A 15,892-nucleotide genomic window follows, 5' to 3' on the forward strand; every position below is an offset into this window, starting at 1 on the left:
GACTAAGGTTTGAGAACAGATTAGTTTGTATTCACTTACATTTAACGCGTTGTATTATTTATGTAAAAAAATTGAAAGCAGAAGGATTATAAACTACAAATGAGGAAATTGAAGGGGTGTACAACTAAGGTCTAATACTTAATGTAGCACTGCTGAGTAATCCTTGATAAAAGCTTAAGGCAAGTAATTTAAATGGAGACTAAGATGTCACAAAGTATCTATCCAGTTCCTGCGCATATTAAAGATGCGACTCTCATTGATAAAAATAAATATAATACGCTTTACAAGCAATCTATTGATGACCCAGAAAGTTTTTGGCGTGAGCATGGCAAACGTCTTGATTGGTCTACTCCTTATACCAAAGTTAAAAATACGTCTTTTGATAAAGGTCACATAAATATTAAATGGTATGAAGATGGCTACCTTAATGCTTCGTACAATTGTATTGACCGCCATCTAAAAACCAAAGCCGATAAGGTTGCGCTTATTTGGGAAGGTGATAGTCCATCTCAAAGCGAGAGTATTACTTATCAGCAGCTGCATGATGAAGTTGCTAAGTTTGCTAATGGCTTAAAAAAATTAGGTGTGCAAAAAGGTGACCGCGTAGCGATTTATATGCCTATGACGCCACAGGCTGTGTATGCAATGCAAGCTTGTGCACGTATTGGTGCTATTCATTCAGTTGTATTTGGTGGCTTTTCACCTTCAGCGATTGCCGATCGTATTAGAGATTCGGGTGCCAAGGTTGTTATTACATCAGATGAAGGGCGCAGAGCAGGTAATTGTGTACCACTAAAAGCAAACGTTGATGAAGCTGTTGCACAAGATACAGTGACTTCAATTGAACACGTTATAGTACATCAATTAACAGGCGGCGAAGTTGATTGGAATGAACATGACATTTGGTGGCATGACTTAGTTGCAGATTTACCAGCGCAGTGCGAGCCAGAGCCAATGAATGCTGAAGATCCATTGTTTATTTTGTATACGTCAGGTTCAACAGGTCAGCCGAAGGGTGTTGTGCATACCACAGGAGGCTACTTAGTTTACTCATCAATGACACATGAATACGTGTTTGATTTAAAAGAAGACGATGTGTATTGGTGTAGTGCCGATGTAGGCTGGATCACAGGACACAGCTACATTGCTTATGGACCACTGGTAAACGGTTGTACGCAAGTTTTATTTGAAGGTGTACCCACATACCCAACAGCCGGGCGTATGGGTGAAATTGTTGATAAACACGGCGTTACTATCTTATATACTGCGCCTACAGCAATTCGTGCATTAATGGCGAAAGGTGATGAGCCAATTGCTTCATCAAACCGTGATAGTTTACGTATTTTAGGTTCGGTAGGTGAGCCAATAAATCCAGAAGCATGGACGTGGTATTATGAGAGTATTGGTAAATCTAATTGTCCGATTGTTGATACGTGGTGGCAAACAGAAACCGGTGGCATTATGATCACGCCATTACCAGGTGCTACTGATACAAAACCTGGTTCTGCGACACATCCATTTTTTGGTATTGCGCCTGCATTATTTGATGCTGAGGGGAATAACCTTGAGGGTGCTGTGGACGGTAATTTAGTTATTTTAGATAGCTGGCCATCGCAAGCGCGAACTGTTTACAACGACCATGAACGTTTTGAACAAACTTATTTTAGCGCCTACCCAGGTGTTTACTTTACAGGTGACGGTTGTCGTCGTGATGAAGACGGGTATTACTGGATCACAGGACGTGTGGACGATGTACTTAACGTATCAGGCCATCGCCTTGGTACTGCCGAAATTGAAAGTGCTTTAGTTGCGCACGAAGCAGTAGCCGAAGCTGCAGTAGTGGGTTACCCGCATGATATTAAAGGCCAAGGTATTTATGTTTATATTACACCTAACGAAGGTGTAACAGTAAGCGATGAGTTAACCAAAGAGGTACGTAACTGGGTTCGTAAAGAGCTTAGCCCAATAGCATCACCAGATATGATTCAATGGTCACCGGGTTTACCTAAAACGCGCTCAGGCAAGATTATGCGTCGTATTTTACGTAAAATCGCTGCAAATGAGCACCAACAACTCGGTGATACGTCAACGCTTGCAGATCCATCTGTAGTTGATGAACTAATCGAGAACAGATTAAATCGTTAAATGTGCGTTAAAAACTTGATTACAAGTTGATTCTAAACGTAGTATATCGGCTGTCAGTAAGGGTTTTATACCTAACTGGCAGCCGAATTTATTAGGAGTGAACCATGAGTCAGTTTTTAATAGCGGACGATCATCCGTTATTTCGTGAAGCACTAAAGGGCGCACTGAGCGCAAAATTTGAAGGTTTAGAGGTTTTTGAATCATCCGATTTTGACAGCACACTGCAAGTGTTAAGCGAGCAAGAGGATCTTGATATATTACTGCTAGACCTTCACATGCCAGGTAATGGTGATTTATATGGTCTTATTCGTATTAGAGAAGAATACCCAAGCTTACCAATTGCCGTTGTTTCGGGTAGTGAAGACGCTAATATAGTTTCAAAAGTAATGGGTTACGGCGCTATGGGTTTTATTCCTAAATCGTCATCGTCTGATGATATTGCCAGTGCAATTAACCAAATACTTGAAGGCGATACATGGCTACCAAAAGAGCTAAAAAACAAAGTAGCTGAAATTGAAGGTGAAGACCGAGAAATAGCAGCGCAAGTTGCCTCATTAACACCTCAACAATACCGAGTACTGCAATATCTGCACGAAGGTTTACTTAATAAGCAAATTGCTTATGAACTGCACATATCAGAAGCGACAGTAAAAGCACACATTACAGCCATATTTAGAAAACTCGGCGTGTACAATCGTACCCAAGCCGTTTTAATTGCCGCTAAATTAAAACTCGAGCCAATAGAGCAGGCATAATTTACATTTAAAAAGTCACTTGCTTATTTATGAGCAAAAATATGCCAGCAACAATGCTGGCATATTTTTATGTGTAAAATAATTAATGCTAAGAAAACACTACGGTTTTATTACCATTAATAAATAACTTATGCTCTGAAGCAAGTTGCAGTGCTTTACAAAACACTGTTTTCTCAACATCTTTACCCATTTTAGCCATCATTTCGGCGGTATTGGCATGTGTAACGCTGGTTACATCCTGCAAAATAATAGGGCCTTCATCAAGCTCGTTGTTCACAAAGTGAGCGGTGGCACCAATAATCTTTACGCCGCGCTCAAATGCTTGATGATAAGGTTTAGCACCAATAAATGCTGGTAAAAATGAGTGATGAATATTAATTATTTTGCCTTCAAAGCGACCCACAAATTCAGGGCTCAAAATACGCATGTATTTGGCAAGGCCAATAATATCAGGGTTGTAGCTGGCAATTAAATCACCTACTTTCTGATCGTGCTCGCTGCGAGTGAGTCCTTCGTGCGATACAACATGAAACGGCACACCAAACCCTTTAGCTAGCGGCTCTAAATCAGCATAGTTAGCAATTACAGCTAATACTTCAATATTAAGAGTTTGTTCAAATTGCTTTAATAACATGCCACCTAAACAATGGGCTTCTTTAGTTGCCAGTAAAACTACTTTAGTTTTTGCGCCGCAATGCAGAGCAAGTTTAGCGCCTTGTGGTAGCAATGCACGCAGTTGGTCTAAAAAGTCGCTTTGTGGCTCACCTGTAAGCTCTGTACGCATGAAAAATCGCTGCGCGTCTTTATCTACAAACTCGTTGTTACGCGTAATGTTTAAATTGTTTTTATGACAAAGCCCTGTGATTTCAGCTATTAAGCCTACGTCGTCAGCACATTGGGTGGTTAATATATAGCTCATTGTCCTCATTCTTACCCCGTGATTAATACCTCATTATTTGTGTTTTGGCATATAAAGCAAGGGCTTTGTGGACTAATCCAATATTAATCATGTTGTTGAGTATAAAAGAGGTAATAAAGTTAAAAAGTATTGAATAGAGGTTAAAAAAATGCCACCTAATTTAACAAGGTGGCATTAATACTACTTATCCAGAGTTTAGGTTAATTAACCCTTAGGTTCAGGAGATAAGTTTTCTTCTTGTCTTAAATACCCAGCAGCTTCTTCGTCATCTTTCGCTATCGCTTGCTGAGTAGGTATCGCGCGCGTTTGTTGGTTTAATTGATGTATTTGTGACGCATTACCTAAATCACGCTCACTGGTGATTGAGGCGATAGATTCACGGTCTTTCAAGAACGCGATAACGTCTTTTTTGATTGCTTGTAATTGACCTTCGTCTTTATGCATTTCCATAATATGGCGAGGATGTTCAAGGTTTTTCATGCCTGTTGCTGCAAACGTAGTAGAAACAACACGAGAAACAATAATCCAAGGCGTTATGCTACTGCGTACTAACGTATTTTCTGAGCGGGTACTATCGTGAATACCCGTACCAGTTGATATTTTAGACTCAGTAAATGTGCCTTCACATTTAAAATATACCAATAGTGATTCAAACTGCATTTCAGCAAAGAACAAATGAGCTGTGTTTGTTAGTAATTGCGCAAATGCTTTAATAAGTATACCTATTAGCAATAAGTGAAAGCTTGTCATTAATAGTTCACTAAATTGAACAACATGTTGGTTATTAAATGCTTGTTTAAAGCTACTAATATTTGCCGCGTCAACGTAATGATAAATATTGATAAACGAATACGCTAAAAATACAGTAAACGCCAACGCTACAATGTAAAGTAAGTTACCGCTCACTAAAGAAATTAGCCTTGCTAACGAGAAGTTTTTACCTAAATCCATTGAGTGCAATTTAGGCTGAATTTCTTGGATCATTTCACCTTTAAAACCGCCTTTACCTTCAATTTGTTCTTGAAGTTTAGGGTCTAATTCTCTGTAAACTCTGTTAGGTACCTCTTTATAACGACGATTAGCCATTACTAAGTTATCAAGGTTTATAAAAATTTCGTCAGGATGAACAGACTCTTGCCAGTTTTCACGTAGTTCTGATACTTCAGCCGAAGGTGTAACTGCATTTAAACGCGCTTTAATCATAATAAAAGCAATTGCGCAGCTCAGAGTAGCTAATACAATAATCGCAACTAAGTACATGCCAGCATGAAGACTAGGTAGTTGCTCAATCCAGCCATCTATTTCTTGTTTGCTAATGTGTTGTTCTTTCATCAGCCATGACATAGAAAGACCAATAGCGATTGGTAGAATAAAAGATAAAGAAATAATTTTAGCGAGTGCACCGGTACCAAGTGCTTCAATATTTTTTTCAGCGTTTCTAGAAATAGGTTTACCCGTAGAGCGCCACGAAAAAAGCACGTAGAACATTAATATGGCACTATAAACAGGAAATGCTAATTCGCCTGCTTCACCGGTAAAACCCGATAAAGATACAAATGCTACAAGGCCATAAGCAATAAGTGCAACAAGGGTACTTACCCATGAGCCAAATAAGCGCTGAGCAACATTACGAATAGGATAAGGTAGGAATAATAACTTAGGGATTAAACTGTGTAGTAAACGCGATAAAAAACCATTAGGCTCTTTAAATGTACTATTTTTACGACCAACCAACATTTCTTCTAGTGATTGCGCTGTATAGGCTACTTCTTTTTGTTCTTCTTGAGCGGTTGATGCTTGTGATTTGCTGTAGTTATAAGCAAGTGAAGTAGGGTGGTTTCTGCCTACAAAATACTTAAGAGTTGCATAAATACCACTTGAAAGTGAGCGAATGCCGAATGCTAAAATAAGCATGCCAAACACCATTAAAATCCATCCAGCAGTTGTATCTTCTTTCACTGAGCCCGCAGCAATAACAAGTAAACTAATACCCGCTATAGACTCAATGAGTCCTCTTAGCGCTGTTACTTTACCTTCCAGTTTGAAGGGGTTTTTTAGTCCAAGATCAATCGATCCATAATCAAAAGCCATTGAATTCTCCATTTAAACAGCACCCCAATTACGGGGGACAAAAGTGTAATTAATCTGAACTTAGGATAATAAATCTATCTCAAGTAGTTATTTTTAGCGCGAAGTGCATTGAGTTTAATCGTAATAGACTTGTTGCTTGCGCGTAAGTGCGTCCTACTTTTACAAAAACCTAAATAGAATTATTAATATATATTAAGTATTTATAGTTGTTGTTAGTTTTTTATTATATATCAATAATCTTGTTCAGTTTAAGGTTATTTTAAAGTGATACATTTTATATTTCGACGCATGCTTAAATATAACTGGAGGGTAAATGAAACTAATTTATGTAGACGATAATTTGCCAGGGATCACTCGTAAACTTAAACACAAAAGTTGGCTTTACTTCGATCCAATAGGAAAGCAAATAAAAGAGCAAAATGTGATTGATCGTTTAAATGGATTGGCATTTCCGCCTGCCTATAAAAACGCCTGGTTTTGCCCAGAAGAAAATGGGCATATTTTAGCGACAGGGTTTGATAGTAAAGGGCGAAAACAATACCGCTATCATCCTGAATTTAGAGCGCAACAAGAGGCTAAAAAATACCAAGCATGTGGAGTATTTGGTAATAAACTTCCTTTGTTAAGAGCACGTTTAGAAACAGACTTACAAGGTGATGAGCTTAATATTGAACGTACTTTAGCGGCAGTTGTAAGGCTTATGGATTTAGGTGCGCTGAGGGTAGGTAACGAACGTAACGTAAAGCAAAATAAAAGTTTTGGTGCTACAACATTACGCACACGCCATGCAAAACTCACGGGTAAAAACATTCAGCTAAAGTATCGTGCTAAATCAGGCAAGGAGCGTGAAGTAAATATAACCGATAGGGTGCTTAGCCATGTAATAAAAGACTTACAAGATTTACCCGGCCAGCATTTGTTTCAGTATATAAATGAGGGTGAGCGCACTAATGTTACATCAAGTGAAATAAATCAATACATTCAGCAAATAATGGGTGAGGAGTTTAGTGCAAAACACTTTAGAACCTGGCGAGCAAGCGTAATTGCATTTAAACAATTAGCTAAAGCGAAAGGAGCACTTACTTTAAAAAATATGCTTGATAGTGTCTCCCAGCAACTGGGTAATACTCCAGCTATAGCACGTAAATCTTATGTGCATCCCGATTTAATTACGCTGTGCAAAGAAGATGAAGATACTCAAACTGCGTGGAGAGAGTCGCTTTCATTACCACGAAAAACGAAGTACTTGAGTCGTTATGAACGTGGTTTTTTAGCTTTTTTAAAAGATTAATTGCCATAGCAACTTTACACACTTAAGCATATTAATTACATATTCACTAATCTAATTTATTAAAGTTCAAAAAACGAGTTTTTAAAAAGTCATTAAATTTCAAACGTTTACTGTTGAAATTTAATTTGGCATTACCGTTGCACCTCCAGTGTACTACTTAGTGGTAAGTACAAAAGCATTTATCAACGATACTTAGCGAGGAGGTACACAGTGAAGGGGTCATTTTCAAATCAAGCGTTTACTAAAGCAAAGCGTTTTACTTTAAAAACTGCATTGTTTATTAGCATGAGCGGCTTATGCTCAGCACCTGCTCTCGCTGCTAATGAGCTTGAGAGTGTAGTGCTCGCTAACTCTTCACTAACTACTTACAACTCACAAAAGTACATGCAAGTTGATGACAGCTACTACTTTGATCAATATTCAGCGCAGTTAATTGAACGTACAGAAAAGGCCATTAATTGGTATCAAGAAATTGTTAATAAAGGAGGCTTTACTCACTTATATAACGATGAATTGCTTGAACTAGGCAGCAATAATAAAGAGGTAAACTTACTTGCACAGCGTTTATACCAAGAGCGTGACTTAAAAAATAATGTGTGTGACGAGTCTATATGTACGTTTGATAAAGATATAGAACAAGCCGTTAAGCAATTTCAAAGCCGCCATGGTTTAACAGTGGATGGCCGAGTGGGTAAGCGCACTTTTGCTTCACTTAATGTGCCCGCAAAGCAAAAACTCGATAAATTAAAACTTAACTTTTATAGAATAACTAACTTTGCAGGCGCAAGTGACGAGCAATATGTCTATGTAAATATTCCTGAATACAGCTTACGGTTTGTAAAAGCGGGTGATGTAAAATTAAAAAATAACGTAATTGTAGGTAAACCAAGTTGGGAAACGCCTGCATTTAGCGACGAAATAGAAAAGTTTGTAGTTAACCCTGAATGGCGTATACCCACCTCAATCGCTACTAAAGAAATTGCTCCAAAGGTAGCCGAGGATCCTGACTACCTTGTAAAAAATAATATTGAAATTAGAAAAAACAGCTACCTAGACTCACAAACTGTTAATCCTAGCAATATTGATTGGGATTCTATTAAGCCATATCAATTTGATCACTTTTTAGTTAAACGTGCTGGTGAAGAAAACCCCCTAGGAGAGGTTAAGTATTTATTTCCTAACGCCGAAGCAATTTACGTTCACGATACACCAGCAAAGCAGCGCTTTAGCCAATCAAATCGTGCTTTATCGCATGGCTGTATAAGAATAGAGCAACCATTTTCGTTAGCGCGTGAAATTATTAAGCACGAAGGAGAGGCACAAACACTCAATCATATAGACAACGCACGTACTCAAAACAGTACTCAAACGTTTCATTTAGATGAGCCTCTTCCTATTCATTTAGTTTATTGGACTGCATGGGTTGATGAAAATAAGCTGGTTAACTTTAGAGATGACATTTATCAACGCGATAATAAAGCATTATTAAAAAATGATGAACAATCGGTGATTGCCGCTTTGTTAAAAAATAAATAATGAGAGGGTTTATGCAATTTATTCATTATATTTCTATCGCCGTATTCACACTTATATTTAGCAATAATGTATTTGCTGCAGCGTCTACAAAAGCTGCGCATCAGGTGGTTGATATAAAAAATAAAGCTAACTTTGAAGATGCAGAATTTAGCTTGAAAATTAACGATATAGTTATGCCATACTCAGTGTTTTCGGTATTTGTAATGCCCCAAGAGCAGGTTGAGTTTGAAGTGCTTTTTGCGCAATCAAAAAAAGCCTACAATTTAATTAATACTCAAGGAAAGTCCGAGCTTACAGACACTAACCGCTGGCAATGGCAAGCACCCAAAGAGCCTGGTTTAACAACGGTAATTATTGAGTCGCCCGATAAAAAACAGCGTATGAAAATTAACGTTTTTGTAAAAGTACCCGCAGACCACGTTGAAGGAGGAAAGCTCAAGTATTATCACATTGGCCACTACCCTAAGCCTTCACAGATTAAAGACACTGCACATTACATAGTGCCTGATGGCTTTGTTGAGGTAACGCCTGAAAATGAAAACGTAAAAATTTCACCTCACTTTTCACTAAAAGAGTTTGTTAGTAAGCAGCGAAGTAAGCACCCAAAGTATTTATTTTTACAAAACAAGTTGCTACTTAAACTAGAAAAAATACGCAAAGAGCTCATTTTAGAAAACATACCTGTCAGTAATATGGTGGTTATGAGCGGTTACCGAACTCCGTACTACAATAAATCAATTGGCAATGTAAAACTTAGCCGACACGTATTTGGTGATGCTGCCGATATATTTATAGATAACGATGGCAACTACCGCATGGATGACATAAATAATGACGGTAACTATTCAATTGGTGACGCTAAAGCTATGGCTGATATAGTGGAGTCGTTAGCTAGACGTGAATCATTTAAAGGTTTGTTAGGTGGTTTAGGTATTTATGGGCCTAAGTCGCACAGGGGCGCATTTATACATGTTGATACGAGAGGTTTTAAAGCGCGTTGGGTGAGTAAGTAGTTACATCAGCTTAACTATTTTTAGTTACACAGGGATTATGCAAGTGCAGACTAATGGATAGTGTTGAGCTTCACTTTATTTAAAAGTATTGAGCACTTGCTAGTGGTCAATACTTTCTCTTTTTGCGATGAGTTTTATCACACGTTGCTCTTTCATTGTTGCACTACTTTCTTCCAGTAATATATCGCTAAAGCTTGGGTCATATAGCCTAGGCCTACTGAAATTACGTAGCACGGACGCGACCCACGTAGAAGATGCATTGGAAGAATTATCTTCTGTCGCTTTAGCCTCAGCATTTTTCAAAAGCTGATCACCCTGATCGCACGCTCTGGGTACGTGTAATCATCAATTGTCATCCAAGCTTCATGTAGCTCTTGCAGTGAATAATTTAAATAGTCTACTTCCATATTATTCTCCGTTAGTCATAAAAGAGCTCTACGCGTGTACCTTTTGGTAAATAATGTGTTTTCTATTGAGTTTTAAATAGTCTATTGCAGCATAAACGTTTCATACTCTAAATCTTCAAATTGCTTTGAAAGCCAGAACAACCCTACTACCGAGGTAATAATGGTTGCTAATGCAAAGCCATATCCATAGAACTGCGGCCCAAAAGCTATTGATAGCAAAGTTAAAACCACATTTATTACCAAAAATAGTCCAGCTAAAAATAGGACTGTTGAGCGTTTATCTAAATAAAACAAAATATTCAAAATAGACAAAAATATAACTTGTACACCTACACCAACTACATCAATAAATAACAGCGTTTTGTAGTTTGGATCAATACCAATAAAGGTAAGTATTTGCTCACCCCATAATAATAAGCAGGCAACGGTAATACCCTGAATTTTAAATATATCGTATAAACCAGCACGCGCAGTTTGGATCATACTGTCTTTTAATATGTAGATCTCTTCAAGAGATGAGCCACCACGAATAGCGGTGTAAAAACGGTCGTACTCTTCTACAAAGTCGGTTTCCATTTTTACTAAAAATACTGCCATACCAGGAATAATAGATAAATAGGCCAAAAATATAGGTAAGTCATAAATTGGGCTGGCTCTTAACGTGCCAATAATTTGGATTGATGTGCTTGGAGAATACCAAAAAATGATTTTATCAGCCCACACGCCAATATTGTAGAACAGACCACAAAAGAACAGGCTGTAATACACTTTTTTATTGCTTAAAAAGTCAAAGCTTATAAGTTTTTCACCCGGGTAGCGGCGAATAATCATAAATAAAAAGCTAAAAAAGAGCAGTGCTTCGCCAGCGAAAAATGCAAAAAACAAGCCGTCTAACTGCCAGTCTCTTAATAAATATGCAAGCAGTACCATAAAGGCATAACCACTTAGCATGGTAATCAAAATCAACCGGTATTCTTTCATACCCGATAGAAAAATAGCGCCAAGCCACTGATTACATAAGCTTACAAAGGCACCTAAAATTATAATCTTAGTAACAACGGGTATAGGGAGCATAGGCCATACAGCCAAGCCCACCAATAATGCGGCTATTGTTGTTATAAGTTGCGCACCAAGTAAATTAGGGAGTACTTTTGCCTCTTCTTTTTGAAAAAACAAATCTGCAATAAATCGAGTTAATAATAACTGCAAGCCACCCGTTAAAATAAGTGAAGCTGCCATCATGTAGGTAACAAGCGTTAAAAACTGAATAATAAGTACTTTGGGTAATACAACGCCTAAACTTAAAATACCAATTAGCATTAACGCTACAATAGAGAGCAGCCAAGGACCTGAGCCTATTAAGCCCGCGTAGCCGTATGCTTCAAAAACTGAGAGCAGGGTATTTTTTTTGAGAATTTTTCGTATCTCAAAACCTATTCCGGCCATGCCATTGTATCCTTATAAAGTTTATCGTAACGGGCAAACATGTGGCTCTCGTCATAAAATTTTTGTACGCGGTCTAAACCACTTTTTTGATACTCAAGCCAAACTTGCTCATTTGTTAGCATGTTTGATATTTGTTGTGCTGTTTCGCTAGGTGAAGCAATTGAGACAACTTCACCGGCTTTACCTAATGCTTTATCTTCATCGGTTCCGCCTTCGATTATTTCGCGGCACGAGCCAACATCGCTAGCAAGTACAGGCACACCGGCCGCCATTGCTTCTAAAAGTACTAAAGGCTGCGCTTCGGAAATCGAGGTTAAAGCTACAATTCCGAGCTTAGGCAAAATTTTGGTAATATCTTGCATACCTAAAAACTTTACACTGCTTTGTAAATCAAGACTGCCTACAAGTAGTTCACACTCTTTGTAATATTGCGGATCTTCTTCATAAGGGCCGATGATCCAGCCTTCTACTTCAGGCAGCATCGATTGCGCTTCTTTAATCGCACGTATAAAGGTTTTAATATCTTTTATAGGCACTACACGTCCAATTAATCCAACAACTGGTGGTATCTGTTTTGGACGCTGCTTAAGCGCTTCAATAAAGCGCACTGTTTTAATTCCATTAGGTACAACAAATGCTTTTTCAGGCGCTGCACCATCCTTTATTTGGCGCTGCCTGTTACCGTCGTATAGCGAAATAACCTTATCTGCTTCTTGGTATGTTGTTCGGCCGATTTGCTCAAAAAAGCTGATCCACATACGGCGAATAAAGCCCATTTCGGTATTTAAGTTTTTACCTAGGCTTTGCTCAGACTCTTTGATCCAACTGGCTTGAATAAGATCTATTTTTCTCTCTTTGGTGTAAATACCATGCTCGGTCAACAAAAAGGGAGTATCGCTTATTACACTGGCACCAGATCCTAAAATACCAGCATACCCGGTAGATATTGAGTGAATAAGTTTAACTTTTGGAAGTCCGCGTGCAATTTCGGCTATTTTAAATAGCGGTTTATATAAATTGCGGTATGACCAAAAAAAGTCAATAAAAGAGGATTCATCACAAAAAGTTGAATAGTAATTGGTGAGTACTTGCCACGATGATTCACTATATAAAAAGTCGGCTTCGTTAATACCGTCTTTTTTAGCCAAAGTCTCAAATGCAAACTTTAATAAATCAGTTGGGATGGGCTCATCACAATCTCTAAAATAATTTTGTAGCTGCTGCCAAAAATCAAAGAGTTCTTTTTTATATTTAACGCCATGCTTGGCTTTTATTTCAGAAGTGTCATTTTCCACTAAATAATGTACATGCAGCTTGGTAACATTTTTAGGCAAAGTATATTGAATCTCGCCATAATGCTCTGGTGCTCCACCTATAAAAACAAGCTCAAAGTTATAATGAGGTAACCCTTCAATTATTTGATGAACCCAGCTAGATACGCCACCACGTACATAAGGGTAAGTGCCTTCTAAAAGCAGTAAAATGTCTGCATTTTTATTACTCATGCCAATACTCCTGCAAATGACGTAATTCACTGCCCTTAGGTTGTTCTGGGAGTTCTTTTAAGTAGCGTTTACAGTCGTCAAACTTGTTCATACAAAAGGCAACTTCGGCTTTATAAGGCAACACATGGCGCCTTGCCATACCAAACTCAGTTGCTTTAAGTAGATACTCATGGGCTATTTCGTATTTGTCTAAGGCTAAAGATATACGCCCTAAAAATATAAAAGTTGCGGGTGTTTTTACGTGCTCAATACTTTGCAATGCAAGTGCTTCTGCTTTTTCTAAAACGTATTTACGCAGTGCGCCTTGGGCTAAGCCTAAATAGCTCAGTTCCCAATAAAGTTCGGCTAGCTGTTTTTGTAAATGACTCAATTTTGGCTGCTTAGTTGTAACTGCTATTTCTTGCTGATACAAACTGATTTTTTCGTTAAGTTTGGTTTCTTTACCATCAAGGGTTGAGTAGGCGAGTAGTCGAATATCATCTTCTAAATCTTTAAGTGCTAGCTTTAAAATAGGAATAGCTTGTGAGTCACTCATGTGACGAGCCGCCATTACAGCACTTAAACGCTTGTTTGGCTCATTAGCGTGCTTCAAAATTGCTTTAAGTCCGCCAATTGAATAGGTTGGATTTGCTGATATTGCTCTGGCTTCAAAAGGAAGCTCAGGTATTTTATGCTCCTCTATTTCTATCTCGTCATTCTTGAGAGGTTTACAAAGAGCAAATGTAAGTGCTAATACAACACCTATAATTCCAAGTACAGGTAATGTAAACAATAATAAAAGCATGAGTAGCAAAGAGCTATAAGGAGTCGTTTTGTATTTTTTAGGTATAAAAACATAACTAACAATAGCAAAAAAGATGCTAGCAATAGCATGCAGTAGTATAGCTAAAAACCAATTAGGTGTTTCCAGTACTTCTATTAGTGCAAAGTACTGACAAATACACCCTAATATAGCCGCTACAATAATTATAATCATGAAAGTGAAACCAATCTCTTTATGTCATCTGAGCTTATAGGTAGTGCAAGTTGCTGCTCAATAACAATATCGAGCTCAGCTAAAGTGCTACCAGTGCGCTCTTTACACCAAGTGTTCATTCGGGCGATAAAACCTGCTTTTTCAAGTTCATCAGCTAATGGCATCAATAGCAGTAATATCTGATTTTTATCATCATATAAATAAATGTCTAAACCACGACGGGCTTCACTTAAATAACTCATAAGTTGAGTCGATTTATCAGTAATATTGTTGGCTTTGATTTTTAGTAGTTGCGATGGAATGTTGTATCGTTTTGCTTCTTTATTTGCGCGCTTAACTTGGCGAATAAAGTATGGAGACTCTTCATACGTCATTACTGGGTTTGTTATTTCATGGCGCAGTAGGTCGCCTATATGCCCAGCCATTACAGCAAGTAATGTTAGAGTTGTATTTTTAAGCGCAAAAAATTGTATTCTTTCAACCAAAATAGCGCCGTAAATAGTATTGTTTACGTCGATAAGTGGGATTGCCATATGGTATTTACTTATACCTGATGCCATTTTTGCGTCTTTTACTGATACTAATTCTTTTTCTTCAATCATCGCTAATATAAGAGGATCGTTTTCAGCTATTTGACTCATTTTGCCAATAGAGGCAAGTGATGGCTCTAAAACAGTGTCATTTTCAACTTTATATAAACCCGCTCTTTCTAATAAACCATATTCAACGAACAGGTCGATTATTTTTTGCGCTGCGCTATCAAGTCTTCTTTCTTTTAATAGCCCGATAGAGGTTCTTACTGCTTGTAGCGATTCACGCAAACTTAACGTATGGCCAGCTAACATTTGCTCTATTCTATCGTGAGATGAATTAATTAAGTGATACTGACGAGTAAATGTTTCAAGGCGGTCGGTTACGTACTCAAGCTGAATACTTTGTTGTTGATTAGTGCGCTCCCACACATCCCTAAATTCACCTGTGATCATAATTACAATAATGTAGCCAATCATGGCGTTAATATTGAAGTCGCTTTGTGGTGATAAAATATTTGCTTGAAGTAAAAAAAGTTGGCCAACAAGCAAACATAAAATACTAATAAAGCCTTTTGAAAAGCCATAACGTAGAGAAACTAAAAGTGGGCCAAGTACAGGCCACGAAAACCCTCCCTCAGTCCAAAATGGGTCCTCTGCGTTAAATAATACAGGCAGCCCTAAAGCAAGCGCGGTAAATATAAATACCTCAGCCCATATTTGTAGCTCAGGAACGTCTCTTGGTCTAAGGAAATGTGTTTTCACTCACTAACCTCTATATAAGAAATTAAATCGGCAATCACATCTTGTGCTGTTGCTGCAATGCTATCGCGGCCCCAACCACTTTTAGCAATAGTACCGGTCCAAATCGGTGTTGTTTGTCCATTTACAGTGAGTGATAATGTAAGTGCAACAACGGGTTCGCCATCAAGGCCAGCTTTGTAGCGCCACTCTTCAATACTGCCTGTTAATACATAGTCAGCTTGTTGAGTGTTTAACCACTGCATAGCATTGTCTAAGCGGTATTGATCGTCCAGTGGTGGAAGCTCTTTGGTGTTAACGCGAGGTGCGCGTATAAGAGTGGGTAATTTATTTTGTTGCCAAATACTGGCTAAAATATCTTCAGCACGCTCACCTGCAAGCGGTGTTTGAGCATGATTAACAAGTGGCATTAATGCCACTGTTTTTAAAGGGCTAAGCTCTACATCATCAGCAACTCTGCTGGTGGTACATGCTGATAATAGTAATACCAAACACGGTATAATTAAACGAAACATA

The 15,892-nt window shown here is 38.2% G+C and carries 12 protein-coding genes; 5 read left to right on the plus strand and 7 right to left on the minus strand.

From position 1 onward, the window contains the following. Nucleotides 1–204 precede the first annotated feature (204 nt). Together acs and I6E80_RS08880 are read left to right on the plus strand one after the other, a co-directional pair. Nucleotides 205–2,145: an acetate--CoA ligase gene (gene acs / locus I6E80_RS08875; protein ID WP_197185367.1), complete on the plus strand. Its 1,941-nt coding sequence runs from the start codon at nucleotides 205–207 to the stop codon at nucleotides 2,143–2,145. Between the two features lie 104 nt (nucleotides 2,146–2,249). Then, the gene (locus I6E80_RS08880) at nucleotides 2,250–2,900 is read left to right on the plus strand and encodes a response regulator transcription factor (protein WP_007584799.1); all 651 of its coding nucleotides are present in this window, start codon (nucleotides 2,250–2,252) and stop codon (nucleotides 2,898–2,900) included. Between the two features lie 88 nt (nucleotides 2,901–2,988). Here I6E80_RS08880 and purU read toward each other — a convergent pair whose 3' ends face one another. Beyond that, nucleotides 2,989–3,819 carry a formyltetrahydrofolate deformylase gene (purU, locus tag I6E80_RS08885; RefSeq protein ID WP_197185368.1) on the minus strand — a complete coding sequence of 277 codons (831 nt, stop codon included), beginning with the start codon at nucleotides 3,817–3,819 and terminating at the stop codon, nucleotides 2,989–2,991. Between the two features lie 204 nt (nucleotides 3,820–4,023). Further along, complete coding sequence (locus I6E80_RS08890; RefSeq protein ID WP_197185369.1) at nucleotides 4,024–5,910, minus strand: hypothetical protein; 1,887 nt, start codon at nucleotides 5,908–5,910, stop codon at nucleotides 4,024–4,026. 313 nt (nucleotides 5,911–6,223) lie between these two features. Between I6E80_RS08890 and I6E80_RS08895 the strand changes: the two genes are divergently transcribed. From I6E80_RS08895 to I6E80_RS08905, 3 genes are all read left to right on the plus strand, one after another. Then, entirely contained in the window at nucleotides 6,224–7,201 is a 978-nt protein-coding gene (locus I6E80_RS08895; protein ID WP_197185370.1) for a DNA topoisomerase IB, read from the plus strand. A 210-nt stretch (nucleotides 7,202–7,411) separates the two neighbouring features. Next, nucleotides 7,412–8,737 (plus strand): L,D-transpeptidase family protein, encoded by a 1,326-nt coding sequence (locus tag I6E80_RS08900; protein ID WP_197185371.1) that lies wholly within the window; start codon nucleotides 7,412–7,414, stop codon nucleotides 8,735–8,737. An 11-nt stretch (nucleotides 8,738–8,748) separates the two neighbouring features. Continuing rightward, nucleotides 8,749–9,750: a D-Ala-D-Ala carboxypeptidase family metallohydrolase gene (locus I6E80_RS08905; RefSeq protein ID WP_197185372.1), complete on the plus strand. Its 1,002-nt coding sequence runs from the start codon at nucleotides 8,749–8,751 to the stop codon at nucleotides 9,748–9,750. Nucleotides 9,751–10,238: 488 nt separating this feature from the next. On the opposite strand, the gene pelG is transcribed toward I6E80_RS08905, so the two are convergent. From pelG to I6E80_RS08930, 5 genes are read right to left on the minus strand one after another with little or no spacing between them, the layout of a single operon-like run. Then, complete coding sequence (pelG, locus tag I6E80_RS08910; RefSeq protein ID WP_076925178.1) at nucleotides 10,239–11,603, minus strand: exopolysaccharide Pel transporter PelG; 1,365 nt, start codon at nucleotides 11,601–11,603, stop codon at nucleotides 10,239–10,241. Beyond that, nucleotides 11,591–13,108, minus strand: a complete 1,518-nt coding sequence (pelF, locus tag I6E80_RS08915; protein WP_197185373.1) for a GT4 family glycosyltransferase PelF — start codon at nucleotides 13,106–13,108, stop codon at nucleotides 11,591–11,593. The genes pelG and pelF overlap by 13 nt, the downstream gene beginning before the upstream one ends. After that, nucleotides 13,101–14,084: a protein PelE gene (locus tag I6E80_RS08920; RefSeq protein ID WP_197185374.1), complete on the minus strand. Its 984-nt coding sequence runs from the start codon at nucleotides 14,082–14,084 to the stop codon at nucleotides 13,101–13,103. The genes pelF and I6E80_RS08920 overlap by 8 nt, the downstream gene beginning before the upstream one ends. After that, nucleotides 14,081–15,379 carry a PelD GGDEF domain-containing protein gene (locus I6E80_RS08925; RefSeq protein WP_197185375.1) on the minus strand — a complete coding sequence of 433 codons (1,299 nt, stop codon included), beginning with the start codon at nucleotides 15,377–15,379 and terminating at the stop codon, nucleotides 14,081–14,083. Before I6E80_RS08925 ends, I6E80_RS08920 begins: the two co-directional genes overlap by 4 nt. Next, nucleotides 15,376–15,891: a protein PelC gene (locus tag I6E80_RS08930; RefSeq protein ID WP_170071993.1), complete on the minus strand. Its 516-nt coding sequence runs from the start codon at nucleotides 15,889–15,891 to the stop codon at nucleotides 15,376–15,378. The genes I6E80_RS08925 and I6E80_RS08930 overlap by 4 nt, the downstream gene beginning before the upstream one ends. Between the last annotated feature and the right edge of the window lies 1 nt (nucleotide 15,892).

Source organism: Pseudoalteromonas sp. NSLLW218, from assembly GCF_015864775.1.
Classification (GTDB): Bacteria; Pseudomonadota; Gammaproteobacteria; order Enterobacterales; family Alteromonadaceae; genus Pseudoalteromonas.